23 protein-coding genes are annotated in these 24,713 nt (G+C 55.4%); 2 read left to right on the top strand and 21 right to left on the bottom strand.

Annotation, left to right across the window (positions count from 1 at the left end; translation table 11 throughout):
• Positions 1 to 49: 49 nt before the first annotated feature.
• The 14 genes from ptsG to yceD form a co-directional block, all read right to left on the bottom strand.
• Positions 50 to 1,486, bottom strand: coding sequence for a PTS glucose transporter subunit IIBC (gene ptsG, locus AC6I8C_RS07270; protein ID WP_150009707.1), 1,437 nt, complete (start codon positions 1,484 to 1,486; stop codon positions 50 to 52).
• A gap of 289 nt (positions 1,487 to 1,775) precedes the next feature.
• The gene (locus tag AC6I8C_RS07265; protein WP_013357461.1) at positions 1,776 to 2,567 is read right to left on the bottom strand and encodes a metal-dependent hydrolase; all 792 of its coding nucleotides are present in this window, start codon (positions 2,565 to 2,567) and stop codon (positions 1,776 to 1,778) included.
• Between the two features lie 18 nt (positions 2,568 to 2,585).
• Positions 2,586 to 3,575: a DNA polymerase III subunit delta' gene (gene holB / locus AC6I8C_RS07260; protein ID WP_497823315.1), complete on the bottom strand. Its 990-nt coding sequence runs from the start codon at positions 3,573 to 3,575 to the stop codon at positions 2,586 to 2,588.
• Positions 3,575 to 4,207 (bottom strand): dTMP kinase, encoded by a 633-nt coding sequence (gene tmk, locus AC6I8C_RS07255; RefSeq protein ID WP_497822029.1) that lies wholly within the window; start codon positions 4,205 to 4,207, stop codon positions 3,575 to 3,577. The genes holB and tmk overlap by 1 nt, the downstream gene beginning before the upstream one ends.
• The gene (yceG, locus tag AC6I8C_RS07250; RefSeq protein ID WP_033782645.1) at positions 4,197 to 5,216 is read right to left on the bottom strand and encodes a cell division protein YceG; all 1,020 of its coding nucleotides are present in this window, start codon (positions 5,214 to 5,216) and stop codon (positions 4,197 to 4,199) included. The genes tmk and yceG overlap by 11 nt, the downstream gene beginning before the upstream one ends.
• Entirely contained in the window at positions 5,213 to 6,028 is an 816-nt protein-coding gene (gene pabC / locus AC6I8C_RS07245) for an aminodeoxychorismate lyase (RefSeq protein ID WP_497822028.1), read from the bottom strand. The genes yceG and pabC overlap by 4 nt, the downstream gene beginning before the upstream one ends.
• A 92-nt stretch (positions 6,029 to 6,120) precedes the next feature.
• Positions 6,121 to 7,362, bottom strand: coding sequence for a beta-ketoacyl-ACP synthase II (gene fabF / locus AC6I8C_RS07240; RefSeq protein ID WP_497822027.1), 1,242 nt, complete (start codon positions 7,360 to 7,362; stop codon positions 6,121 to 6,123).
• A gap of 85 nt (positions 7,363 to 7,447) precedes the next feature.
• Positions 7,448 to 7,684: an acyl carrier protein gene (gene acpP, locus AC6I8C_RS07235; RefSeq protein WP_003849865.1), complete on the bottom strand. Its 237-nt coding sequence runs from the start codon at positions 7,682 to 7,684 to the stop codon at positions 7,448 to 7,450.
• A gap of 154 nt (positions 7,685 to 7,838) precedes the next feature.
• Positions 7,839 to 8,573: a 3-oxoacyl-ACP reductase FabG gene (fabG, locus tag AC6I8C_RS07230; RefSeq protein WP_013357455.1), complete on the bottom strand. Its 735-nt coding sequence runs from the start codon at positions 8,571 to 8,573 to the stop codon at positions 7,839 to 7,841.
• Positions 8,574 to 8,583: 10 nt separating this feature from the next.
• Positions 8,584 to 9,516, bottom strand: coding sequence for an ACP S-malonyltransferase (gene fabD, locus AC6I8C_RS07225; RefSeq protein ID WP_497822026.1), 933 nt, complete (start codon positions 9,514 to 9,516; stop codon positions 8,584 to 8,586).
• A gap of 16 nt (positions 9,517 to 9,532) precedes the next feature.
• On the bottom strand, positions 9,533 to 10,486 hold the full coding sequence (locus AC6I8C_RS07220; RefSeq protein WP_098050954.1) for a beta-ketoacyl-ACP synthase III: 954 nt from the start codon (positions 10,484 to 10,486) through the stop codon (positions 9,533 to 9,535).
• A complete protein-coding gene (gene plsX / locus AC6I8C_RS07215; protein ID WP_497822025.1) occupies positions 10,487 to 11,527 on the bottom strand; it encodes a phosphate acyltransferase PlsX in 1,041 nt (346 codons plus the stop codon). It abuts the gene before it with no gap.
• Between the two features lie 25 nt (positions 11,528 to 11,552).
• Positions 11,553 to 11,723 carry a 50S ribosomal protein L32 gene (rpmF, locus tag AC6I8C_RS07210; protein ID WP_003849870.1) on the bottom strand — a complete coding sequence of 57 codons (171 nt, stop codon included), beginning with the start codon at positions 11,721 to 11,723 and terminating at the stop codon, positions 11,553 to 11,555.
• A gap of 14 nt (positions 11,724 to 11,737) precedes the next feature.
• Positions 11,738 to 12,259 carry a 23S rRNA accumulation protein YceD gene (gene yceD / locus AC6I8C_RS07205; protein WP_497822024.1) on the bottom strand — a complete coding sequence of 174 codons (522 nt, stop codon included), beginning with the start codon at positions 12,257 to 12,259 and terminating at the stop codon, positions 11,738 to 11,740.
• A gap of 140 nt (positions 12,260 to 12,399) precedes the next feature.
• Here yceD and AC6I8C_RS07200 point away from each other — a divergent pair, with 140 nt between their 5' ends.
• Positions 12,400 to 12,987 carry a Maf family protein gene (locus AC6I8C_RS07200; protein ID WP_497822023.1) on the top strand — a complete coding sequence of 196 codons (588 nt, stop codon included), beginning with the start codon at positions 12,400 to 12,402 and terminating at the stop codon, positions 12,985 to 12,987.
• Positions 12,988 to 13,000: 13 nt separating this feature from the next.
• On the opposite strand, the gene rluC is transcribed toward AC6I8C_RS07200, so the two are convergent.
• Positions 13,001 to 13,957: a 23S rRNA pseudouridine(955/2504/2580) synthase RluC gene (gene rluC / locus AC6I8C_RS07195; protein ID WP_033732248.1), complete on the bottom strand. Its 957-nt coding sequence runs from the start codon at positions 13,955 to 13,957 to the stop codon at positions 13,001 to 13,003.
• Between the two features lie 573 nt (positions 13,958 to 14,530).
• Here rluC and rne point away from each other — a divergent pair.
• Positions 14,531 to 17,977: a ribonuclease E gene (rne, locus tag AC6I8C_RS07190; RefSeq protein ID WP_497822022.1), complete on the top strand. Its 3,447-nt coding sequence runs from the start codon at positions 14,531 to 14,533 to the stop codon at positions 17,975 to 17,977.
• A gap of 346 nt (positions 17,978 to 18,323) precedes the next feature.
• Here the strand turns inward: rne and flgL are convergent, their stop codons facing one another.
• The 6 genes from flgL to flgG all read right to left on the bottom strand — a co-directional run bounded on the left by flgL (position 18,324) and on the right by flgG (position 24,711).
• Positions 18,324 to 19,289 carry a flagellar hook-associated protein FlgL gene (gene flgL, locus AC6I8C_RS07185; protein ID WP_033732246.1) on the bottom strand — a complete coding sequence of 322 codons (966 nt, stop codon included), beginning with the start codon at positions 19,287 to 19,289 and terminating at the stop codon, positions 18,324 to 18,326.
• A gap of 14 nt (positions 19,290 to 19,303) precedes the next feature.
• The gene (gene flgK / locus AC6I8C_RS07180) at positions 19,304 to 20,953 is read right to left on the bottom strand and encodes a flagellar hook-associated protein FlgK (protein WP_497822021.1); all 1,650 of its coding nucleotides are present in this window, start codon (positions 20,951 to 20,953) and stop codon (positions 19,304 to 19,306) included.
• A 123-nt stretch (positions 20,954 to 21,076) separates the two neighbouring features.
• Positions 21,077 to 22,039 (bottom strand): flagellar assembly peptidoglycan hydrolase FlgJ, encoded by a 963-nt coding sequence (gene flgJ / locus AC6I8C_RS07175; RefSeq protein ID WP_497822020.1) that lies wholly within the window; start codon positions 22,037 to 22,039, stop codon positions 21,077 to 21,079.
• A complete protein-coding gene (locus AC6I8C_RS07170; protein ID WP_161733791.1) occupies positions 22,039 to 23,148 on the bottom strand; it encodes a flagellar basal body P-ring protein FlgI in 1,110 nt (369 codons plus the stop codon). Before AC6I8C_RS07170 ends, flgJ begins: the two co-directional genes overlap by 1 nt.
• 9 nt (positions 23,149 to 23,157) lie before the next feature.
• A complete protein-coding gene (locus tag AC6I8C_RS07165; RefSeq protein ID WP_033732242.1) occupies positions 23,158 to 23,868 on the bottom strand; it encodes a flagellar basal body L-ring protein FlgH in 711 nt (236 codons plus the stop codon).
• A 60-nt stretch (positions 23,869 to 23,928) separates the two neighbouring features.
• Positions 23,929 to 24,711, bottom strand: coding sequence for a flagellar basal-body rod protein FlgG (flgG, locus tag AC6I8C_RS07160; RefSeq protein WP_003849881.1), 783 nt, complete (start codon positions 24,709 to 24,711; stop codon positions 23,929 to 23,931).
• Positions 24,712 to 24,713: the final 2 nt, after the last annotated feature.

The following is a 24,713-nucleotide window of genomic DNA, read 5'->3' as shown; positions in this document are numbered from 1 at the left end:
TGCCAAAAAAAAGCCCCGCTAAGCGGGGCTTTTTCATTTCTCTGAATGATTACATGCTGCGGATGTAATCATCCATATCGGTTTTCAGGTTATCGGATTTAGTCCCGAAAATTGCCTGCACACCGGAACCGGCAACCACCACGCCACGGGCGCCGAGGTTTTTCAGTTCAGTTTGATCCACTTTAGCCACATCAGCGACGCTGACGCGTAAACGGGTGATACAGGCATCCAGGTTAGTGATGTTCTCTTTACCACCAAACGCCGCCACCAGCTTGCCCGCCATCTCTGTACCGGTCGCGGTAGATTGCTCGCTGCTGCTGCTCTCTTCACGGCCAGGTGTTTTCAGATCCAGTTTGGCGATCAGCACACGGAACACGGTGTAGTAAATCAGGCCATAGATGATACCGACAATCGGGAACAGCCAGATTTTGCTGCTGTTGCCGCTCAGCACGATAAAGTCGATAAGACCGTGTGAGAAGCTGGTGCCATCACGCATACCGAGCAGGATACAGATTGGGAATGCCAGACCTGCCAGCAGCGCATGGATCACATACAGGATCGGTGCGACGAACATGAATGAGAATTCAATCGGTTCGGTGATACCGGTCAGGAATGCGGTCAGCGCGGCGGAGATCATAATACCGCCCACTTTAGCGCGATTTTCAGGCTTCGCTGAGTGCCAGATAGCAATCGCTGCCGCTGGCAGACCGTACATTTTGAACAGGAAGCCGCCAGAGAGTTTGCCTGCTGTCGGGTCACCCGCCATGTAGCGTGGGATATCACCGTGGAACACCTGACCTGCCGCATTGGTGTATTCACCAATCTGCATCTGGAAAGGAACGTTCCAGATGTGATGCAGACCAAACGGCACCAGTGCACGTTCGATTACACCATAAATACCAAAGGCGACAACCGGGTTCTGATAGGCCGCCCACTGTGAGAATTCCTGAATCGCGGAACCAATCGGTGGCCAGATAAAGGAGAGCAGCACGCCGAGAATGATAGCGGCCAGACCGGAGATAATCGGCACAAAGCGTTTACCGGCAAAGAAGCCCAGATATTCCGGCAGTTTAATGCGATAGAAGCGGTTGAACATATAAGCGGCGATGGAGCCCGCGATAATACCGCCCAGAACTCCGGTGTCGGCGAGGTGTTTAGCCTCGATCTCTGCCGCAGGCATATGCAGCACCAGCGGCGCAACCACCGCCAGGGTTTTCACCATGATGCCATAGGCAACCACTGCTGCCAGCGCCGAAACGCCATCGTTATTGGTAAAGCCCAGTGCCACACCGATAGCAAAAATCAGCGGCATGTTGGCGAACACCGATCCACCCGCTTCTGCCATTACATGCGAAACCACTGCAGGTAACCAGCTGAAATTGGCTGAACCGACCCCTAACAAAATACCGGCAATCGGCAGAACCGATACCGGCAGCATCAGCGATTTACCGACCTTTTGAAGGTTGGCAAAAGCATTTTTGAACATAGCGTGAAGCTCCTGAGTATGAGTGCATATTTGCGCAATGCGCGTGGCAAAGAGGGAGGATTCTTTGCCGGGTTGGCGGTGACCGCCTTTTGATTTATTACGAAGGGTAAAATAAATCCCCTTTTGTTACTTTGATGGCTATCACGTTTCGACAATCACAGGGGCGCACTTTACGAAATTTCTCACTGACGCGCATCGGTAATTGACGATAAAAAGCTGACCCTGTCTGAAAAAACAGGGTCATATAGGCAGGTTACAGATTAATTACAGAGGCTGAAATAAAAGCCGATCAGGCGCCGAGCTGGCTCATCGGGATATGGAACAGCGTTGAGAAATTTTGCGTGGTGGCGGCAGCCAGCGTTTCCACATCGACACCTTTCAGTACCGCCAGGTAATCGGCAACATCGCGCGTATAAGCAGGCTGATTCTCTTTGCCACGATACGGCACGGGTGCCAGATAAGGTGAATCCGTTTCCACCAGCATCCGGTCCAGCGGCACATAACGCGCAGCTTCGCGTAGCTGTTCAGCATTACGGAAGGTGACGATCCCGGAAAAGGAGATATAAAAGCCCATATCGAGCAGCTTAGCGGCGGTGGGCTGATCCTCAGTGAAACAGTGCAGCACGCCGCCGCAGCGCTCAACCTGCTCTTCACGCAAAATCGCCAGCGTATCTTCGCGCGCATCACGGGTGTGGACGATGATCGGCTTATTCAGCGCGATCCCGGTTCGGATATGTTCCCGGAATGAGCGCTGCTGCTGATCTTTGGTCTCTGGCTGATAGTGATAATCCAGCCCGGTTTCACCGAGCGCTACCACCTGAGGATCGGCAGAGAGCCGGCGAAACTCTTCAACGTCATAAGCCTCTTCCTGATTCAGCGGATGCACGCCGCAGGAGAGCGCAATATTTTTCCGCTCGCCGACCAGGCTCTTCAGAGTATGGAAACCCGGCAGCGTAGTGGCGATAGCCAGCATAAATTTCACATCACGTGCCGCCGCTTTAGCGATCACATCATCAAGGTCACGATGGTTCTTTTCATAATCCAGGCCATCGAGATGGCAATGGGAATCCACAATAAACATAATTACTCTCAGATAGGTTTAGCCGACCAGCGCAGGCTTCTGTTTGTCCGCCCAGCTCAGAAGCTGATCGGTCAGCAATAATTCGCGATTCACTGACGCCACATGCAGTAACTGCTCGCGACAGCGCATCCATGCCAGGGTACTGCTGTTGAGTGCGCTGGATGAAAAGTATCCGGCCAGCAGCTGCACAACATCCTGGCGGTCAATGTTACTCAGCCACTGACCTGCATTTTGCTGCCATTTCATCGCATCCAGCAGTAAAGAGAGCAGCCAGCCGATACGTGCTGTCGCATCGTCAGCATTCAGCGCAGGTAACAGTTGCAGGATGTCCTGCTGCAATGCCGCGGGCAGCGCATCGCAGAGCTTTTGCCGCGCCTGCCACGGCCCGTTTTCAAGCAGGCTCAGCGCCGCCCCCGGCGCGCCGGCGCTCAGGCGTAGCGCCGCCAGCAGCATCTGTTCATCGTGCGAGGACTGCTTCTTCAGCCAGAGCAGGCTTTGTCCTTCATCGGGCGGCGTCAGATGCAGCGTCATGCAGCGACTGCGCAGTGTGGCCAGCAGACGTGACGGATCGCGGCTGCTAAGGAAGAACCAGCTGTTGGCTGGCGGCTCTTCCAGCGTTTTCAGCAGGGCGTTAGCGGCCGCTTCCGAAAGCTGTGCAGCATCCGGCAGCCAGACCACTTTCGCGCCACCCTGCTGGCCAAAGTGATACATTTTTTCTGTCACCTGCCGCACCGCATCGATGCCCAGGGTACTTTTGCCCTTCTCCGCCTCTAACCGATACCAGTCAGGGTGAGTATTAGCCTGCATCAGCTGGCAACCGTGGCACGCTCCACAACTTTTCAGTCCATCCGGCTGCTGGCACATCAGCCAGCGACTCATCCCCCAGACCAGCGCGTCATCGCCCATGCCAGCCATCGCCTGGATCAACAGCGCATGATGCGCGCGATTCTCCTGATGCTGGCCAATCACCTGGCGATAAGGCTGATTCAGCCACGGATACCAGTTCATCACGCCTGCTCCGCCAGCCAGCTCTCCAGCGCCATCTGAAGTGACACTGTCACCTCGGTCAGCGACTGAGTGGCGTCGATGGTCAGGATAGTGGGATCTTCTGCAGCAAGGGCCAGATAGCGTGTACGGGTACGTTCAAAGAAGCGCAGCGACTCCTGCTCAATACGATCCAGCTCTCCACGCGCACGGGCGCGCTGCAGACCGATCTCAGGCGTGACATCAAGATAGAGCGTCAGATCGGGACGAAAATCGCTTAAGACCGCATCGCGCAGCGTCTGCATCAGTCCGCTGTCAAGACCCCGACCGCCACCCTGATAAGCCTGCGAGGAGAGATCGTGACGATCGCCGATTACCCAGGCACCGCGAGCCAGCGCCGGTTTGATTACGGTCTCTACCAACTGAACCCGCGCCGCATAGAGCATCAGCAGTTCGGCTTTATCCGTCACCTGCTCACCTTCAATACCCTGCTTAACCAAAACCCGAAGCTGTTCTGCCAGCGGCGTACCGCCAGGCTCGCGGGTAAAGACCAGATCTCTGATACCACGGGCATGCAGCGTAGCGACAATAGCGTCGCGCGCGGTGGTTTTTCCGGCGCCTTCCAGGCCTTCGATGACGATAAACTTACTGTTCATTTTTTTCCTTCAGCGTCTGCCGGTAGACCTGCACCGCCTTGTTATGGCTGGCGAGGTTGGTGGTAAACGTATGTCCGCCCTTGCCGTCTGCAACAAAGTAGAGATAGTTCGTTTTCTCGGGATGGGCCGCTGCCTGCAGTGAGGCTTTGCCTGGCATCGCGATCGGTCCAGGCGGCAGGCCATTAATAATATAGGTATTGTACGCGCTGGCCGTCTCAAGATCTTTGCGGGTCAGCGTACCGTTGTAGCTGTCACCCATGCCATAGATTACCGTGGGATCGGTCTGCAAACGCATACCCGTGCGCAGGCGATTAATAAACACCGAGGCCACGCGCGCGCGCTCTTCGCTGACGCCGGTCTCTTTCTCGATGATCGATGCCATGGTCACCAGATCCTGTGGCGTTTTGTAAGGCAGATTATCCGCCCGTCCCTGCCACACCTCATCGATGGTTTTCTTCATCCGATCATGCGCGCGTTGCAGCAGCGCCATATCGGTCGTGTTGGCGGTGTAGAGATACGTGTCCGGAAAGAAGTTGCCCTCCAGTTGTTCAGGCTCCACGTTGAGTGCGCTGGCAAGGGTGGCGAACTGATCATCTTTCAGAGTGTGGCGGATATAGGGCGCTTTACGCAGCTCGCTGAGCCACTCTTTCAGCCTCTGCCCCTCCACAAACCGCACCGGGAACTGCGCCTCTTTACCACTGGCCAGCAGCTGTAACAGCGCGCGCACCGTCATGGTCGGTTCAAGGCGATAGGTGCCCGCCTTAAAGGTCGCCAGCTCCGGCTCCAGACGCAGCAGCGCGCCAAACCAGATACTGTGCGGAATGATGTTTTTCTCTTCCAGCTGCGCCTGGAGTGCGACCCGGCCTGTACCGGCTGGCAATGTGTAGATTGTTTCCTGCTTAATGGTCAACGGGGTGGCCGCAAACTGCTTAACCTGCCAGTAACTCAGCACAGCAGCGAGACCCACAATCGCCAGCAGGCTGACGAGAATTTTTTTGCTTCGAATCATGATGCATCCATTATCTTTTTACAGCTAGCGTGCAACTGATTAAACAGCGAGCGCTCAGTAAACTGTACGGCTTCTATCTGTCGGACCGGCAGAACCGGCATCAGCGCGTTACATATCACAACTTCATCAGCATCCAGCAGCTGTGCCGGTTCGCTTTTTATCACCTGACAAGCGTGACCTGCTGCTGCAAGTTGCGCCATCAGACTTCGCCGCATAATGCCGTCCACGCCTGCCGCTGATACATCGGGCGTAAAAATTTGTCTGCCCTGCCGCCAGAATAAATTGGCCGCACAGCATTCCACCACCCAACCTTCAGTGTCAAGCACCAGCGCCTCGTCAGCGTCTGTCTGGTCAAGATGAGCCCGAATCATCACCTGCTCCAGACGGTTAAGGTGCTTGATACCGGCAAACTGCGGGTTTCGCGCCAGACGAACCGGACTCAGCCGGAGTGAAGCACCCTGCTGCTGTAACCCGGCGTAGTGTTGCGGCCAGGGTGCTAATGCGACGATGCGCGTGGGTTCACCACAGCCCAGGCGGCTATAACCCCGTCCGCCGCTGCCCGCACTGATAATGACTTTCAGCACCGCCTGAGTCTGCTCATGCGCGGCCTGTTTCATCTCAGCCTCCAGCTGATCCCAGTCGACATCGCCGATCCATAACCGCTCGCAGCCCGCTTTGAGGCGCTGCATATGGCTCTCAAGCAGCAGGATTTTACCCTGAAGGACGGCGGCGGTGGTAAAGCAGCCATCGCCGAACTGCATGCCGCGGTCGCTGGCAGCCAGCGTCGATTGTTTGACTCCGTTAATCCACATCGTTCTCTCCTGAGCGTGAGACGTGATTTCAGCGCATTCTGCAGGATAAAAAAAGGCCCGCATCGCGGGCCTTTATTAGCAATCTGCAACGATTACACTTTACGGAAGATCAACGAACCGTTGGTTCCGCCGAAACCGAAGGAGTTACACAGCGTGTACTCCAGTCCAGGAACCTGACGCGCGGTGTGCGGCACGAAGTCAAGATCGCAGCCCTCATCCGGGTTATCCAGGTTAATGGTCGGTGGAACGGCCTGGTCGCGCAGTGCCAGAATCGAGTAAATTGATTCAACAGCGCCTGCGGCACCCAGTAAGTGTCCGGTCATTGATTTGGTTGAGCTGACCATTACGCTGCTGGCTGCTGCCCCAAAGACCGATTTCACCGCCTGCGCTTCAGCTTTATCACCGGCTGGCGTGGAGGTGCCGTGTGCGTTAACATAGCCGATCTGCTCTGGCGTAAGCTGAGCATCACGCAGCGCATTGATCATTGCCGCCGCTGCACCCGAACCATCTTCTGGTGGTGACGTCATGTGGTAGGCATCGCTGCTCATACCGAAACCTACGATTTCTGCGTAGATTTTCGCACCACGTTTCTTCGCATGTTCGTACTCTTCGAGCACCACAATGCCAGCGCCGTCACCCAGCACAAAACCATCACGATCTTTATCCCACGGGCGGCTGGCCGCTTGCGGGTTGTCGTTACGAGTTGAGAGGGCGCGTGCTGCACCAAAACCACCGACGCCTAATGGCGTGCTGGCCTTCTCAGTGCCACCCGCCAGCATCACGTCAGCATCGTTATAGGCGATGATACGTGCGGCATGACCGATGTTGTGCACACCCGAAGTACAGGCTGTCGCAATAGAGATGCTGGGACCTTTCAGGCCATACATGATGCTGAGATGACCCGCCACCATGTTAACGATGGTTGAAGGCACAAAGAATGGGCTGATTTTACGCGGGCCGCCGTTGACCAGTGAGGTATGATTCTCTTCAATCAAACCTAAGCCACCGATGCCGGAGCCAATTGCTGCGCCCATACGATTTGCATTTTCATCGGTAATAACCAGACCGCTGTCCTGCATGGCCTGCATACCGGCCACAATGCCGTACTGGATGAAGGCATCCATCTTGCGCTGATCTTTGCGCGAGATGTAGTCATCACAATTAAAATCTCTTACCAGACCTGCAAAACGGGTTGCATAAGCACTGGTATCAAAATGGTCGATCAGGGTAATGCCGCTCTGACCGGCAAGGAGAGCACTCCAGGTAGACTCTACGGTATTGCCGACAGGAGACAACATGCCAAGACCAGTCACAACTACACGACGCTTAGACACGTTCGTCCTCCAGGGAGGGGAAATAGGGAACTATGTGGGACAAACAAAAAAATCAGGCGGTCGAGCGACCGCCTGAAGATATTCATTAGCCTTTATGGCTATTGATGTAGTCGATCGCTGCCTGAACGGTAGTGATTTTCTCAGCTTCTTCGTCTGGAATCTCAGTATCAAACTCTTCTTCCAGAGCCATCACCAGCTCAACGGTATCAAGAGAATCGGCACCCAGGTCTTCTACGAAAGATGCAGAGTTGGTGACTTCTTCCTCTTTCACACCCAGCTGCTCACTGATGATTTTCTTAACGCGTTGTTCGATATCGCTCATACTATTTAATTTCCTATCAAAACTCGCTTACGCGATGGTTTTCGTAGTGTATAAAATGGTGAAAAAGATGCAACAAAATCCCGGCTGGTCGAACCACGATTTTGCGTTATTTTGCGGTTTTAACCGCAAATAAAGCAAATGATTTCGTGATTTATCAGACCATGTACATTCCGCCATTGACGTGCAGCGTTTCACCTGTGATGTAGGCTGCTTCGTCAGAGGCTAAAAATGCCACAGCATTGGCGATTTCCTGTGCATCGCCTAAGCGACCCGCAGGGACTTCCGCCAAAATACCGGAACGTTGATCTTCGTTCAGTGCCCGCGTCATGTCAGTCTCAATAAAGCCTGGAGCCACGACGTTGACGGTAATGCCACGTGACGCGATTTCGCGCGCCAGTGATTTGCTAAAGCCAATCAAACCCGCTTTTGCTGCTGCGTAGTTTGCCTGGCCCGCGTTACCCATGGTGCCAACAACGGAACCAATGGTGATGATACGGCCCACGCGCTTTTTCATCATGGCACGCAGGACCGCCTTAGAAAGGCGGAATACCGATGTGAGGTTAGTATCCAGGATATCCTGCCACTCATCGTCCTTCATGCGCATGAGAAGATTATCACGCGTAATGCCTGCATTATTGACTAAAATATCCACTTCGCCAAATTCAGCGCGAATATTCTCTAAAACGCTGTTAATTGAATCAGCGTCAGTCACGTTCAGTAACAGGCCTTTACCCTTGTCGCCAAGGTAAGCACTGATGGCGTCGGCGCCACTCTGGCTGGTTGCAGTTCCTACCACTTTGGCACCACGTGCCGCCAGGGTTTCTGCAATCGCACGACCAATGCCGCGACTCGCGCCGGTAACCAGCGCAACTTTACCTTCAAAGCTCATGATTTTCCTCTTATTCCTTACCGAGTGCAGCCGTCAGGGATGCCGTATCGTTAACGGCAGCCGCTGTCAGGGTATCGACAATACGTTTGGTCAGACCGGTCAGGACTTTACCTGGACCCATCTCCAGCAGCTGTGTCACGCCCTGTGCCGCCATCGCTTCCACGCTCTCGGTCCAGCGAACCGGGCTGTAGAGCTGACGAACCAGCGCATGACGGATGGCCGCAGCGTCAGTTTCCGCTTTCACATCGACGTTATTGATCACCGGCACCGCTGGTGCATTAAACTTAATGTTCTCCAGGGCAACTGCCAGTTTATCAGCGGCAGGCTTCATCAGTGCACAGTGGGAAGGCACGCTAACCGGCAGTGGCAGGGCACGCTTAGCACCCGCAGCTTTACAGGCAGCGCCTGCACGCTCAACGGCTTCTTTGTTACCCGCAATGACAACCTGGCCTGGCGAGTTGAAGTTAACTGGTGAAACAACCTGGCCCTGCGCGCTCTCTTCACAGGCTTTGCGAATAGCCGCGTCATCCAGGCCAATAATCGCCTGCATTGCGCCGGTGCCTTCTGGCACCGCTTCCTGCATCAGTTTGCCTCGCAGTTCTACCAGCTTCACTGCGTCCGCAAAATTAAGCACACCCGCACAAACCAGCGCCGAATATTCGCCCAGGCTGTGACCGGCCATCAGGACAGGCTGTTCACCGCCTTGCTGCTGCCAGACGCGGTAGATGGCCACAGAGGCAGCTAACAGTGCAGGCTGAGTCTGCCAGGTTTTGTTCAGCTCTTCAGCCGGACCCTGACTCACTAACTGCCACAGGTCATAACCCAGCGCGTCAGAGGCTTCATGAAAGGTCTCTTCTACCAGCGGATACGTCGCCGCTAATTCAGTCAGCATGCCCACGGTCTGTGAACCCTGACCTGGAAAAACAAATGCAAATTGCGTCATCTTCTGTTCCTGTCAATCAAAAGCGAACCAGCGCAGAACCCCAGGTGAATCCACCACCAAAGGCTTCCAGCAGAATAAGGTGTCCGGGTTTGATGCGGCCATCACGAACCGCTTCATCCAGTGCGCTTGGCACCGATGCAGCAGAGGTATTGCCATGGCGATCCAGCGTGACGACCACTTTATCCATGGTCATACCGAGTTTTTTCGCGGTCGCGCTGATAATGCGCAGGTTCGCCTGATGCGGCACCAGCCAATCCAGCATTTCACGATCGAGATTATTAGCCTGCAGCGTTTCATCAACGATGTGGGCCAGTTCGGTGACGGCGACCTTGAAGACTTCGTTACCTGCCATGGTGACATAGGCAGGCTGATCCTGATGGGCACGATCCTGATAAGGCAGCGTCAGAAGCTGTGCATAGCGACCATCAGCATGAAGGTGAGTAGAGATAATCCCCTGCTCTTCGCTCTGGCCCAGCACGACCGCACCCGCGCCATCACCAAACAGGATGATGGTGCCGCGATCTTCCGGATCCAGCGCGCGTGCCAGGACATCAGCGCCGATAACCAGAGCATGCTTAACAGCGCCATTTTTGATGTATTGATCGGCTACGCTCAGTGCATAGGTGAAACCCGCACAGGCGGCAGCAAGGTCAAATGCCGCGCAATCTTTGATTTCCAGCATTTGCTGGATCATGCAAGCGGAGCTGGGGAAAGCATGGCTGGACGAGGTTGTGGCGACAATAATCAGCCCAACATCGTTCGCGTCAATGCCTGCCATTTCAAGCGCGCGTTGCGCCGCGCTGAATCCCATGGTGGCGACGGTTTCGTCAGGCGCAGCAATGCGACGCTCACGGATGCCGGTGCGGGTAACAATCCACTCGTCCGACGTCTCCACCATTTTTTCCAGATCGGCATTGGTGCGAACCTGGCTGGGCAGATAACTGCCCGTACCGATAATTTTGGTATACATCTAGGCTTTGTCACTCCTGGCTAATACAGCATCAAGGCGCGCAGCAATTCGCTCGGGAATTTGCTGCCTCACCGCCTGCTCTGCCTGTTCTATCGCCACGGCGAAGGCGTGTTGATTTGCTGCGCCGTGACTCTTGATCACTGTTCCGCGCAATCCTAACAGACAAGCGCCATTGTACTGGTCAGGGTTGAGTTGCCCGAAGCGCTTCGCCAGACGTTTCTGGATTAAGCGCCTCAGCAACTGAAGCCACCATGACCGTTTTTGACCTTCCCCTGATGACTTCAGCAGAGAAAGAAACATTCTTACCACGCCTTCCATCGTCTTCAGCGTGACGTTTCCGACAAAACCGTCACAGACCATCACATCCGTTTTGCCGGTGAGCAGCTCGTTACCTTCGAGGTAACCAATATAGTTGATTTGCGGTGTTTCTCGCAGCACTACTGCCGCATCGCGGATGGTTTCCAGCCCTTTGGTCTCTTCATGACCAATGTTGAGCAACGCGACACGGGGCCGTGGAATACCAAGCACATGCTCAGCCATCACCGACCCCATCACAGCAAACTGCACCAGCATCGCACTGTCTGAACCCACATTCGCACCCAGATCCAGCACCACGGTTTTACCCTGTTGCTGATGCGGTAAAACGGACATCAGCGCCGGACGCTTAATCCCATCCAGCGGTTTTAATAAGAGTGTCGACAGCCCCATCAGCGCACCGGTATTACCGGCGCTGATGCAGGCCTGTGCACGTCCCTCTTTCACCATCTCCAGTGCCACGCGCATTGAACTGCCGCGACTGTTCCGGATGGCCTGAGCGGGCCGCGCATCACTTGCAATAACCGATTCGGCAGGGATCACCTGCAAACGCCCCGTCAGGGAGGAATCCGCTTTGGCAAGCAATGGCGTGAGGGCGTCGGGATGTCCGACCAGAAGAAGGAATAGTTCCGAATGAGAGGCCAGTGCCTGCAATGCTGCAGGCACTGTCACGCAGGGACCGAAGTCCCCGCCCATGGCATCAATCGCCAGGGTCAAACGTGTCAAGGTATCGCCTTGCTAAGCAAGAAACTTACTTAACGATAACCTTGCGACCGCGGTAGTAACCGTCCGCAGTGATGTGGTGACGCAGATGAGTTTCGCCAGAAACTTTATCTACTGACAGAGCAGCAGTGGTCAGCGCATCGTGTGAACGACGCATACCACGCTTAGAACGGGTGGGTTTATTCTGTTGTACGGCCATGGACCTTACTCCTATTACTTACGCTTTAAACTGGCTAATACGGCAAATGGATTTGGTTTCTCCGCCTCTGCAGGCAGTTTGCCAAAGACCATGTCCGCCTCGGACACTTCACAGTGTTCAGAATCGTGCACCGGAACGACCGGCAGCGCGAGAATCAGTTCATCCTCAACAACCGCCAGCAGATCGATTTCACCAAACTCGTTGACATCGACCGGCTCGTACGCTTCCGGTAATGCTTCGGCCTGCTCTTCAGAAGAGACAGGGCTGAAGCAATAACTCACTTTTACGTGATGGGGAAAGGTCTGGTTGCAGCGCTGACAACGTAACGTCACCTGTACTTCAGCAGTACCCGTCAGTACCGCCAGACGTTGGTTATCAACCGCAAACGACATGGAACAATCCACATCACTGTCCACACTAACGACCGACTCGGCCACACGCTCCACCTGAACAGATGTGTAGACACCCTGATAATCAAGGCGCTTCTGAGCGGTGCGGACAGGGTCCAGCGTTAGGGGTAATTTTACCTTTTGCATAGGGCGCGCATATTAACTTTGTAATGTCATAGAGTCAAAGAAAAAGGCCGTTAAACAGCATCTTTCAACCACTATTCGCATCCAGTGCGGCGCACAGTTTAAAATGACTGCCACCAATTCGCTATCACTATTGAAAAAAAATGACGCCATCAATTCTTTTAGCTTCAACCTCGCCCTTCCGGCAGACATTACTGCGCAAGCTGGGCCTGCCTTTTATTACCGCTGCGCCTGAGGTAGATGAGTCACCGCAGCCCGGTGAAAATGCCGAAGCGCTGGTAATTCGTCTTGCCGTGGCGAAAGCGCAGGCGCTGGCTGGAACCTATCCTCGCCACTGGATAATCGGCTCAGATCAGGTCTGCGTGCTGGATGGCGCGATCGCCGGTAAACCTCATACGGCTGAGAATGCGCGGGCGCAACTGCGTGCCGCCAGCGGTCAGGCGATTACCTTTTACACCGGACTGGCGCTGTTTCATCCGGCCAGTGGCAGGCTGCTGCAGTGTTGCGAACCCTTCGTGGTGCATTTCCGCACCTTGACCGACGCTGAAATCGCCGGATATGTGGAAAAGGAGCAGCCGCTACAGTGTGCAGGCAGTTTTAAAAGTGAAGGTCTGGGAATTTGTCTGTTTGACCGGCTGGAGGGGCGCGATCCTAATACGCTGGTCGGGCTGCCGCTGATTGCGCTCAACGGGATGTTGCAGCAGGCCGGCATCAATCCTTTAACGGAGTGATGCCGGGGAACCGTTATGCTTTCAGCTGACGCAGCTTATTCAGGCACTGCTTCAGGCCCTCATCCAGCGGCGCTTCGACACGCATGACTTCGCCAGTGCCGGGATGGGTAAAGGTCAGTGCCGCCGCGTGCAGGAACAGGCGTTTCAGACCGGTTGATGCCAGCTGACTGTCAAAGTCACGTTCGCCATAGCGATCGTCGAAGGCAATCGGATGGCCAGCATGCAGCGTATGTACACGAATCTGGTGGGTGCGTCCGGTGACCGGACTGGCTTTCACCAGTGTGGCAAACTCAAACCGCTCTTCCACTTTAAAGCGGGTTTCAGAGGCTTTACCTTCGCTGCTGACGCGTACGACACGCTCACCGCTCTGGAGAATATTTTTCAGCAGGGGAGCCTGAACGACCTTAAGATGCGAGGGCCAGTTGCCGCGTACCAGGGCCAGATAATCTTTCTGCATCCCCTTTTCACGCAGTTGCTCATGCAGGGAACGCAGCGCTGAACGCTTTTTTGCGACCAGTAGAATGCCGGATGTATCACGATCCAGGCGATGTACCAGTTCCAGGAAGCGCGCTTCCGGGCGCAGCGCACGTAGCCCTTCAATCACCCCGAAACTGAGCCCGCTGCCGCCATGCACGGCCGTGCCGGACGGCTTGTTCATCACCAGCAGCGACTCATCCTCAAAGAGGATAGCGTCCGCCAGCGAAGCGACCTTCGCCAGCTTAGGTGATACAGCGTCTTCATCGCGTTCCGCGACCCGGACCGGTGGAATGCGAACCTCATCCCCCTCCTCCAGTTTGTACTCTGGCTTGACGCGCTTTTTATTCACCCGCACCTCGCCCTTGCGTACGATGCGATAAATCATGCTCTTTGGCACACCCTTGAGCTGGGTGCGCAAAAAGTTATCAATACGTTGTCCGGCATTTTCAGCCGTGATGGCGACAAAATGTACGCCGGGATTCTCTGTTTTCATGGCGGCGATTCTAAATAGTGTCCCCTGATAGCGCCACCCCTTTTTCTGTGCTTAACTCTGGGGTTGATGTGATGGCAGGTCGCTTCTCTGCTGGCTTTTTCAGCAAACCGCTGCTTTGTCCGACACATTAGCAAGTTAAATGTAAAGAAACTTCACAAGCTGGCTAAAGTCGCCTTGCTATATGAAGGTTAGCAATGGAATAATGCCTGAGTTTCTTAACTGAAGCATTTCAGAGCAGAAACCGAGCGAAATTGTCATTTTGCCGGATTGAGCAGACACGCAGCAATGGCGTAAGACGTAATGCGAAATCAGGCACTTAGCGGGCTGCGGGTTGCGGCCTGGACAACAGTATGGGATGCACGGGTTTTCATTATTCTCTCAGGCATTTCCACTATCTGGTGCTGTTTTCCCTTATGAAAAACAGGCCACCGACGTTATTTGCGCCCCTCGCGCGGTCGACAGCCGTGAGGTTGACGACATTGCACTAAGTCACGGGGCCATCGGTTGATACTCGTCCAGGGTAACTATGCCCGCAGCTGTAATCACTCATGAAAGAATAACGAGTAAGTCACGATGAAAAGAATGTTAATAAACGCAACTCAGCAGGAGGAGTTGCGCGTTGCCCTGGTTGACGGTCAGCGTCTGTACGATCTGGATATCGAAAGTCCTGGACACGAACAGAAAAAAGCCAACATCTACAAAGGTAAAATCACTCGCATTGAACCCAGCCTTGAAGCTGCGTTTGTCGATTATGGCGCAGAGCGTCACGGTTTCCTCCCGTTAAAAGAAATTTCCCGCGAATATTTCCCCTCCAGCTACAACGCACATGGCCGTCCGAATATTAAAGACGTGCTGCGTGAAGGCCAGGAAGTCATTGTTCAGATCGATAAAGAAGAACGCGGCAACAAAGGCGCTGCGCTGACAACCTTTATCTCTCTGGCGGGCAGCTACCTGGTACTGATGCCGAATAACCCACGTGCAGGCGGTATCTCTCGCCGCATCGAAGGTGACGATCGTACCGAACTGAAAGAAGCCCTGTCAGCGCTGGATCTGCCGGAAGGCATGGGTCTGATTGTGCGCACTGCCGGCGTTGGTAAATCTGCCGAGTCGCTGCAGTGGGACTTAAGCTTCCGTCTCAAACACTGGGAAGCGATTAAGAAAGCCGCTGAAAACCGCCCTGCTCCGTTCCTGATCCATCAGGAGAGCAACGTGATTGTGCGTGCCTTCCGCGACTATCTGCGTCAGGACATCGGTGAAATCCTTATCGATAACCCGAAAGTGCTGGAACTCGCGCGTCAGCATATCGCGGCGCTGGGTCGTCCGGACTTCAGCAGCAAAATTAAGCTCTACACCGGTGAAATCCCGCTGTTCAGCCACTATCAGATCGAATCGCAAATCGAATCCGCCTTCCAGCGTGAAGTCCGCCTGCCTTCCGGTGGTTCGATTGTGATCGACAGTACCGAAGCGCTGACCGCTATCGATATCAACTCAGCACGCGCTACGCGTGGCGGTGACATCGAAGAGACGGCCTTCAACACCAACCTTGAAGCGGCCGATGAGATTGCCCGTCAGCTGCGCCTGCGTGACCTGGGCGGTCTGATCGTTATCGATTACATCGATATGACGCCAGTACGCCATCAGCGCGCCGTTGAGAACCGTCTGCGTGAAGCTGTCCGTCAGGACCGCGCCCGCATTCAGATCAGCCACATTTCACGTTTCGGCCTGCTGGAGATGTCCCGTCAGCGTCTGAGCCCGTCATTAGGTGAATCCAGTCATCACGTCTGCCCACGCTGTAGCGGCACCGGCACCATCCGTGATAACGAGTCACTGGCGCTGTCCATTCTGCGTCTGATTGAAGAAGAAGCGCTGAAAGACAACACCAAAGAAGTTCACGCTATTGTTCCGGTTCAGGTTGCTTCTTACCTGCTGAATGAAAAACGTGAAGCGGTAAACGCCATCGAAAAACGCCAGGGTGGCGTGCGGGCAATCATCGTTCCTGATGACAAGATGCAGACCCCGCACTACTCCGTGCTGCGCGTGCGCAAAGGCGAAGAGACCCAGACCCTGAGCTACCATCTGCCGAAGCTGCATGAAGCCGAAATGGCTATGCCATCGGAAGAGGAACATGCTGAGCGCCGTCGTCCTGAGCAGCCTGCTCTGGCCGCCTTTGTGATGCCTGACGCGCCTCCTGCGCCGGTAGAAGTTGAGCCTGAAGTGAAGCGCACTGAAGCTCAGCCAGCAGCAAAATCAGCCCCGGCTGTTGCTGCACCAGCGACCGTCAGCACCGGTTTCTTCGGGCGTCTGCTTGGCGGCCTGAAAAAAATGTTCGCTGGCGAAGAAGCGCCTGCTGCTGCACCAGTGGCCACTGAGGTTGCTGAACCGCAGAAAGCGACTGAAGAGCAGGAAAGCAACAGTGGCCGTGGCGAGCGCCGCAGCAACAATAACAACCGTCGTAACAACAATCGCCGTGAACGTACGCCGCGTAACGGTGACAATGCACAGTCCCGTGAAGGCCGTGAACCACGCGAAAGTCGCGAGCCGCGTGAAAGCCGTGAACCGCGCGAAAGTCGTGAGCCACGTGAAAGCCGCGAGCCGCGCGATGGCAACGACAACCGTCGCAACAAGCGTCAGTCTCAGACGGGTGAAGTGCGCGAAGAGCGTCCGGCACTGAGCGAAGAAGCGCGTCAGCAGCGTGATGAGCAGCAGCAACAGCGTCGTGAACAGCGTGCTGAACGTCAGCGTCGTCGTCAGGAAGAGAAACGTGCCGGTGAAGAAGCGGCCAAAGCCGCTGAGCAGCCAGCCGTCGTTGCTGAAGCCCTGGACGTCACTGAGGCGCAGGATGATGAACGCGTTCAGGTTATGCCGCGTCGTAAGCCGCGTCAGCTGAACCAGAAGGTGCGTGTGGATGATAACCGTCAGCCTCTGCCAGCCGAAGCCAGCGACATCGCCCAGCCTGCTGAAGTGCGTCAGTCACAGCCTGCTGACGTTGCTCAGACACAGCCTGAGTTCCAGGCTTCTCAGAATGACGAGCAGGATGACAACGACAGCCGTGATAACGCCAATATGCCGCGTCGTTCACGTCGTTCGCCACGTCATCTGCGCGTCAGCGGACAGCGTCGTCGTCGTTACCGTGATGAGCGTTACCCGACGCAGTCCGCTATGCCTCTGGCCGCTGCTGCCGCTTCACCTGAAATGGCATCCGGCAAAGTCTGGATTCGCTATCCGGTGAGCCAGTCCAGCGAAGAGCAGGTTCAGAATGTAACGCATGAGACGCCAGCTTATAACAGCGAAGAGACCGCAGACGCGACCCCTGCGCTGCCGGTTGCTGTCGCCGTTGAATCGGTTACTCAGGACGCGCCAGTGCAACAGGCCGAGCCGCAGGCAGAAACGCCAGTGTCGATCGTCAACACTGACGATACCCGTGCTATCGACGCCCCGGTTGACGAGCAGCCTTCTGTTGTTCCGGCTGCTGATGAGGCCAAAGCGGAAGCTGTAGCGGCTGAAGCTGTGCCTGCTGAGCCCGTCGCTGAAACGCCCGTGTCACAGCCCGCTGAGCCGGTCACCGAAACAGCGGTGGTAACGCCAGCTGCTGAGGTTTCACAGCCTGTCGAAGTTGCACAGCCTGCCGACGTTGCTGAGCAGTCAGCTACTGATGTCAGCGAAGCGATCGCAGCAGAGGTGGAAGAAGTGCTGAACGCGCCGGTTGCTGCTAACGCTGAAATCGCGCCAGTCAGTGAACCTCATGCGCCGGTTGCCGCGCGTGATGTCGCGCCTGAAGCACCGGTAACGGCAGCTGAACCTGTCTCATCAGCGCCGGCTGCTGAAGCGGTGCCGAATGACGGTACGCGCTGGAAGCACTATGCCTCTGCGCCGATGACCAAAGCGCCTGCGCCGGTCTGGCAGTCAGAACCCGCTCCGCACAGTGACTGGGTCCGTGCGCCGTATGAGTTCGACGGTCGCGGTTCTGCGGGTGGTCATAGCGCCACCCATCAGGCCACTGCCCCGGCGACAAAGCCGTAACGCATAAGCTGTTGTGAACTGAACCCCGGCCTGAAAGCCGGGGTTTTTTTATGGCATCGATTCAGCCCCAGGCTGAAAAGAATTAATAGTGCCCCGTTTACGTTGTCAGCCATCAGGAAAGACGGCGTCAGTTACCCTGGCGTAACAAAGTGCGGGAAAATATCAGGCATGCATGGGTGCGGGATAGTGTGAAATGAGGAAGCAGGAAAGCCATGCGTGCAGACTTTATGACAAATCGCCCTGCCACCAGCTGAATCACAGGCAAAAAAATCCCACTCTCCTTTAGCAGGAGAGTGGGAAAAAGTAAGCGCATCCGGTTAAAGTACGCTCAAAATTTCAGGTCAGACTACGAATTCATCTGGAACAGAGACATCTTCGACATATCAGTGAAGGTCTTATAAGAGGCCTGAAGTGCTGTCTGCTGCATGGTGTAGCTGGAAGCCGCTTCCGTTAAATCCACGTTAACCAGGTCACTCATCTGCGAGCTGTAAATCACTTTACGATCATCGCCCTGCGCATTCAGCGTATCAATTTCACCAAGCTGAGTACCAATCTCAGAAACCACGGTTGAGACATTATTCAGCGCGTTGCCCAGTCCGCGGTTGGTTTTATCCATTGCATCCTGGAATGTCTGCTTAGTCGCGGCATCCGCATCATCCTGCGGGACTTTCAGTGCTGCAATGGCGCTATCCAGCATCTTAAACAGATTGGTTTCGCTGGCGCTGCCATCCGGCTCTTTGGTGGCATTGCCGGTGATTGACATGAAGATGCTGTCACCGGTATGCGCCACGGTCATCGTACGACTGGTATCAACCTTCTGGGTGATCGCATCGGTGCCGCCTGCATAACTGACACCTGTGCCCGCCGTATCAACAAAAGGCGCGCTGTCGGTTTTATAGCCAGCAAAAATGTAGCGGCCATTGGCATCTTTGCTGTTGGCCAGGTTCAGCAACTGGGCGCGAACACCCTCCAGCTGGGTAGCAATCGAACCACGATCGTCGTCGCTCAGCGTACCGGTTGAACCATTGACGATCAGCCCCTGCGCCGCAATGATGCCATTGGTTACGCCTTTCAGCGTATTGTCTTCCAGTGACAGGCCCTGTTCAGCGAAGGTGCGCGCCAGCGCATACTGTTCACCCTGCTGCTGAGTCTGAGTCAGCACCACAGCACGTGACGCGGCAATCGGGTCATCCGAGGGATTCGTTACACGGCGACCGCTGGAAAGCTGCTCACCCACTTTCAGCCAGGAGGCTTGCGAGTCAGTAATGCCGCGCACCTGCTGTTCAAAAATCATATTTGTACTGATTCGCATGTTATCTCCTGCCCTTAGCGAATATTGATCAATGCGTTAAACACGGTGCTGGCAGTCTGAAGCACCTGCGCATTGGCCATGTAATATTGCTGATACCTGGTCAGATTGGCGTACTCCTCATCAAGGTTGACGCCAGAGACCGACTGCTGGCGTTCGGTCAGCTGACTGACCACACTTTTCTGAGTCGTACTGGTCGTTTCCAGCGAGCTGGTTTTGTTACCCACGGTGCTGACGATAGCCGCATAGGCCTGCGAAAGCGTGGCATTACCGCCGACCAGCTTTACATCCTGCAGATTCAGCAGTTTCTGCGCATTGCGGTTATCACTTTCACCGCCAACCGCGCTCGCAGCAGCCACCTGAGATTCACTGGTGATCGCCACGGACATGTCGTTAATCACATTCTGGACCGGCTTCACCAGGAAGCTGTCTTTGGCGGCAGGTGCAGGTGAGGCACCCACAGTCAGTTGCAGGCCATCAAAGCTCAGCGTGGTATTGCCACTGGCATCAGTACCCTGCGTGATGGTCACAGCCGTGCTGTCAGAGGCTCGCGTGGCGGTCCAGTTACTGCCATCAAAGCTGACGTTGTAGTTAGTGGCTTTCAGCGCGCTGGTGTCAGTCCATTCTGCGGTCACGGAGGCGGCGGTGCTGTTTTTACTGTTACTCACCACAGTTGGACTGCCGATATTAAAGAAATCGACGCCCTGGTCGCCATTGCTGTCAAAGCCCTGCTTATGGACATCGTTAAAGCTGGTGGTAAACGCCGCCGCTAACTGACCCAGCTGATTCTGTGCCAGATCCAGATCCTGAGTACGGAACGCCAGCAGACCGCCGAGCGAGCCGGTGGTGATTAGCTTTTCCGGGATCTCGACGTTGCCCGCCTGCTTATCGACATAGCCGATGGTGGTGCGCGTCGGATCGCTGCTGGAGTTCATCGCCACCAGATCGTGAGATTTGTTGCCGTTCACCAGCGTCAGGCCGTTGGCCATCGATACGGTGTAATTGCCATCCTGCTGCGATACCGTCACGCCAACGACTTTATTCAGGTCATTGACCAGTTGATCACGCTTATCAAGCAGATCGTTAGGCGCAGCACCGTTGCCATTAGTCAGCTTGCCAATCTGCTGGTTAAGATCAGCAATCTGGCTGGTGATCGTGTTGACCTGTTTAACACTGGAACTAACATCAGAATTGACGCTGTTCTGCATATTGTTCAGGTATTGCGCTGAGGTCTGGAACTGGTTCACCAGACCCTGCGCATTGCTGAGCATCGACTGACGCGCTGACGGATCGTTGGCGTTGCTGACGACGTTCTGCAGGTTGGTAAAGAAGCCCTGCAGCGAGGTCGACAGGCTGGTCGTCGCGGTCGACAGCAGATCGTCAATGTTAGAAATCTGCGTATGCTGAGTATCAACTGCACTGTAGCTCGCGCTGGCACCCCGCAGCTGTGTGGCAATGAATGAATCATATTCACGTTGTACACCGGTGATATTCACGCCGTTACCATAATAGCTATTGCCCTGCAGGGTACTGTTTGCCTGCGCCAGTACCGTGGTCTGACGTGAATAGCCCGCCACGGTGTAATTGGAAATGTTGTTACTGGTGGTGCTCAGAGCGGCCTGCGCGGCACTCAATCCGCTCATCGCGGAGTTAATTATGCTGGACATCTCGGTTCCTTACGTTCCCCGTCAACCGGGCTGGCAGACATCAAAGTGGGCGCCAGCAGGCAAAAGCGCTTCTGGCTATAGGGATGTTATCGGCTTGCTTAAGTGAAACTTGAGGCGAAATAATCAGAACAGGTCGCCAATATCCTGGCTGTACGCTTTAACGACTTTGTCGCCCATGCTTTTGAATTGCTGAATCATTCCCACCAGCTTTTGCGCATATTTCGGGTCGGTGGCATAGCCTGCCGCCTGTAATGCCTGCGCGCCCTGCTCTGCGCTTGGGGCGTTGGTCACCGCCGCATAGCGAGGGTTTTTGGTCAGCAGTTTGACGTAATCGGTCAGCGCCTCGAAATAGGAGTTGTACACCCTGAAGCTGGCACGGACTTTCTTCGCTGCGCCCTGCTCATATTCGGTGGTCATGATATCGGTGGTCTCACCTTTCCAGTCACCGCTGGCTTTAATCCCGAACACGTTATAGCTCGGCTTGCCGTCGCGGGTCAGGATCTGTCGCTGGCCCCAGCCTGATTCCAGCGCAGCCTGCGCCAGAATCAGGTGATGCGGAATACCACTCTGCTGACTGGCCGCCTGCGCTGGCTGCGTCAGCTGAGCGATAAACTCACGGCTGTCGCTCGGCAGCCCCGTCGGAGACGCAACCGGCGGCAGACGTGGCATCGCTTTACGCACCATCTGCTCCAGCTGCTGGGCGGGCAGTGGTGTAGCCCCGCTGGTGCTGAGAATAAAGCTGTTATCCAGCTTCATCGGCACCGTACCGGCTTTTTCATCCGGCGCGGTGGCGGGCTGCATCTGTTTGACGATGGTTTCCGCCAGGCCGAGGCCACGTTTGCCCATCTCCTGTGCAATCTGCTGGTCATACATAGAGGTAAAGAGTTTGGTCTGCTCGTTGCCCATAATGCCGTCCTGCGGCAACGCATCGCGCATACTCTTCAGCATCATCTGTACAAACATCCCTTCAACCTGACGTGCAACCTGCAACGCATGTCCTTTCGGATCGTTGCTCGCCTGGCGTTTAAGATCATTCAGGGAGCGGCTGTCGAAAGCCGGACTCGTAACAGATTGCATATCAGCCATCAGATAATTTCCAGTTTGGCACGCAGACAGCCGGCACTCTGCATCGACTGCAGAATCGACATCAGTTCGATAGGTGATGCACCCAGCGCATTCAGCGCACGCACTACATTGTTCAGGTTAGCGCTGGCATTGACGCGCTGCAGCGCACCGCCGGTCTGGCGCAGATCGATCTGGGTCTGCGTCGTCGCCACGGTCTGACCACCGGCCAGCGGTGTATCAGGCTGACTGACGTTCTGCTGCTGGTTAACCGTCACTGACAGGTTGCCCTGCGCTACCGCACACTGATTCAGTGTGACTTCGCGGTTCATGACTACCGAGCCGGTACGGGAGTTGATGATCACTTTGGCATCTTCAACCGGAATCGAGACATCAATGTTCTGGATCTCAGCCAGCAGACGCACCTGCGCACCATTATTGGGTGATACGCGGATCTGCACGGTACGGGCATCCAGCGGCTGCGCTGCGCCATAACCGCCACGGGCGTTGATCGCATCAGCAATACGCTGCGCCATCGAGAAATCTTCATTATTAAGCTGCAGGTTAAGGGTGTTCTGCGAGCCAAAGTTGCTCTGCAGTTCACGTTCAACCGTTGCACCGCCGGTGATACGACCACCGTTCAGCTGGTTGACCTGAACACTGCTGCCGCCCGCAGAGGCACCTGCACCACCGACCAGGATGTTGCCCTGAGCCAGCGCATAGACCTGGTTATCAACCCCTTTCATCGGCGTCATTAACAGCGTGCCGCCGCGCAGGCTTTTGGCGTTACCCAGCGATGAGACCACCACATCCAGGTTCTGTCCCTGACGGGCAAACGACGGCAGCTTAGCCGTCACCATGACGGCTGCGACGTTTTTCAGCTGCATGTTGGTGCCCGCAGGCACGGTGATACCAAGCTGTGACAGCATGTTGCTGACTGTCTGGGTAGTAAATGGCGTCTGCGTGGTCTGGTCACCGGTGCCATCCAGACCCACCACCAGGCCGTAGCCCAGCAACTGGTTATCACGTACGCCCTGTACCGTGGTTAAATCGCGAATCAAATCGGCTTTGGCCAGCAGGCTGACGCCCAGCAGCAGCGCCAGCCCGGCGCGTAACAGCGTTAACTTTTTCATTGAAACCTCTTACATCGGCGAGATGTTCAGGAAGAAACGCTGGAACCAGCCCATGGTCTGCGCCTCATTGATGTAACCATTTCCGACGTACTCAATACGTGCATCGGCGACAGCGGTAGATAACACGGCGTTACTGGCGCTGATGGTGCGTGGGTTGACCACGCCCGAGAAGCGAATGAACTCCGTGCCCTGATTAATGGCGATCTGTTTTTCACCGACCACGTGCAGGTTGCCGTTTGACAACACCTGATCCACGGTGACGGTAATGGTGCCGGTAAAGGTGTTATTGGCAGATGCGCCGCCTTTACCTGCGAAGTCGTTTTTGCCTTCGGCGCTGAGATTGGCTTTTTCGCCACCTGCACCCACCAGGCCTGCCAGACCCGTCGGCACACCGCTTACGCCAAAGCTGTTGCTGCCGTCGCGGCTGGCACTGGCTGAGGAGCTTTTGCTGGCGCTGACGTTTTCCTGCAGCGTAATGGTCAGGGTATCGCCGATGTTGCGTGGACGGCGATCTTCAAACAGCGGCTGATAGCCGTAGTTAAGTGGCGCGACGCCCTGAAATATAGAGCCGTTTACCACCGGTGGCGCGGACGGCATCGGCTGCGCCGTGGTTGCGCCTTCGACCAGCGGAGTACGCGGGACCAGGGCACATCCGTTAAGAGTTAGCAGCAACGAGGCGACTAACCAATGTCCAGGCTTGAGAATCTGTTGCTTCGCCACGGTGTCACGACCTTATTAATGTCTGTATCTCAGGCCAGCACGGGCTGGCCCTGTTCGGGATTAAAGCTGGGTTAATTTCGCCAGCATTTGATCAGAGGTGCTGATCGCCTTGCTGTTGATTTCGTAAGCGCGCTGCGTCTGAATCATGGTAACCAGCTCTTCCGCCACGTTAACGTTCGAGGTTTCGGTATAGCCCTGATAGAGCAGACCCGCGCCGTTCTGGCCTGGCGTGCTGTCCGTCGGTGCGCCCGAGGCCTGGGTTTCCTTGTAGAGGTTTTCACCCACGCTATCGAGACCGGCGTCGTTCATAAAGGTGCTCAGCGTTAACTGACCGACCTGCGCGGCCTGAGCCTGCCCCTGCTGCGTCACGCTGACCACACCGTCACGCGACACCGTAATGCTGGTGGCGTTGGCCGGAATGGTAATGCCTGGCTGCACCGGGAAACCGGAGTTGGTCACCAGCTGGCCGTTTTGATCAACCTGAAACGCGCCATCACGGGTATAGGCAGAGGTGCCGTCCGGCATCTGAATCTGAAAATAACCCTGACCGTTAATAGCGATATCTTTTGAGTTACTGGTCTGCGACAGGTTGCCCTGGGTGTGCAGACGCTCAGTGGTCACCGGACGCACACCGGTACCGATCTGCAGGCCCGATGGCAGCGTTGTCTGTTCTGACGACTGCGTGCCCGGCTGGCGCATAGTCTGGTACATCAGATCTTCAAACACGGCACGTGAACGTTTAAAGCCGTTGGTGCTGACGTTTGCCAGGTTGTTGGCAATGACGTCCATGTTCATCTGCTGCGCATCAAGACCGGTCTTAGCGATCCATAAAGAACGAATCATGT

Source organism: Pantoea sp. X-Soil-YNGN-844 (assembly GCF_059730595.1).
Note: the sequence above shows the minus strand (reverse complement) of the source record. Positions and strands in the feature narration are given on the sequence as shown.

Excerpts from the sequence above, each read along its gene's own strand:
- ptsG (WP_150009707.1), bottom strand. The coding sequence starts at position 1,486 with ATGTTCAAAAATGCTTTTGCCAACCTTCAAAAGGTCGGTAAATCGCTG.
- AC6I8C_RS07265 (WP_013357461.1), bottom strand. The coding sequence starts at position 2,567 with ATGTTTATTGTGGATTCCCATTGCCATCTCGATGGCCTGGATTATGAA.
- holB (WP_497823315.1), bottom strand. The coding sequence starts at position 3,575 with ATGAACTGGTATCCGTGGCTGAATCAGCCTTATCGCCAGGTGATTGGC.
- tmk (WP_497822029.1), bottom strand. The coding sequence starts at position 4,207 with ATGAACAGTAAGTTTATCGTCATCGAAGGCCTGGAAGGCGCCGGAAAA.
- yceG (WP_033782645.1), bottom strand. The coding sequence starts at position 5,216 with ATGATTCGAAGCAAAAAAATTCTCGTCAGCCTGCTGGCGATTGTGGGT.
- pabC (WP_497822028.1), bottom strand. The coding sequence starts at position 6,028 with ATGTGGATTAACGGAGTCAAACAATCGACGCTGGCTGCCAGCGACCGC.
- acpP (WP_003849865.1), bottom strand. The coding sequence starts at position 7,684 with ATGAGCGATATCGAACAACGCGTTAAGAAAATCATCAGTGAGCAGCTG.
- fabG (WP_013357455.1), bottom strand. The coding sequence starts at position 8,573 with ATGAGCTTTGAAGGTAAAGTTGCGCTGGTTACCGGCGCGAGTCGCGGC.
- fabD (WP_497822026.1), bottom strand. The coding sequence starts at position 9,516 with ATGACGCAATTTGCATTTGTTTTTCCAGGTCAGGGTTCACAGACCGTG.
- AC6I8C_RS07220 (WP_098050954.1), bottom strand. The coding sequence starts at position 10,486 with ATGTATACCAAAATTATCGGTACGGGCAGTTATCTGCCCAGCCAGGTT.
- rpmF (WP_003849870.1), bottom strand. The coding sequence starts at position 11,723 with ATGGCCGTACAACAGAATAAACCCACCCGTTCTAAGCGTGGTATGCGT.
- yceD (WP_497822024.1), bottom strand. The coding sequence starts at position 12,259 with ATGCAAAAGGTAAAATTACCCCTAACGCTGGACCCTGTCCGCACCGCT.
- AC6I8C_RS07200 (WP_497822023.1), top strand. The coding sequence starts at position 12,400 with ATGACGCCATCAATTCTTTTAGCTTCAACCTCGCCCTTCCGGCAGACA.
- rluC (WP_033732248.1), bottom strand. The coding sequence starts at position 13,957 with ATGAAAACAGAGAATCCCGGCGTACATTTTGTCGCCATCACGGCTGAA.
- rne (WP_497822022.1), top strand. The coding sequence starts at position 14,531 with ATGAAAAGAATGTTAATAAACGCAACTCAGCAGGAGGAGTTGCGCGTT.
- flgL (WP_033732246.1), bottom strand. The coding sequence starts at position 19,289 with ATGCGAATCAGTACAAATATGATTTTTGAACAGCAGGTGCGCGGCATT.
- flgK (WP_497822021.1), bottom strand. The coding sequence starts at position 20,953 with ATGTCCAGCATAATTAACTCCGCGATGAGCGGATTGAGTGCCGCGCAG.
- flgJ (WP_497822020.1), bottom strand. The coding sequence starts at position 22,039 with ATGGCTGATATGCAATCTGTTACGAGTCCGGCTTTCGACAGCCGCTCC.
- AC6I8C_RS07170 (WP_161733791.1), bottom strand. The coding sequence starts at position 23,148 with ATGAAAAAGTTAACGCTGTTACGCGCCGGGCTGGCGCTGCTGCTGGGC.
- flgG (WP_003849881.1), bottom strand. The coding sequence starts at position 24,711 with ATGATTCGTTCTTTATGGATCGCTAAGACCGGTCTTGATGCGCAGCAG.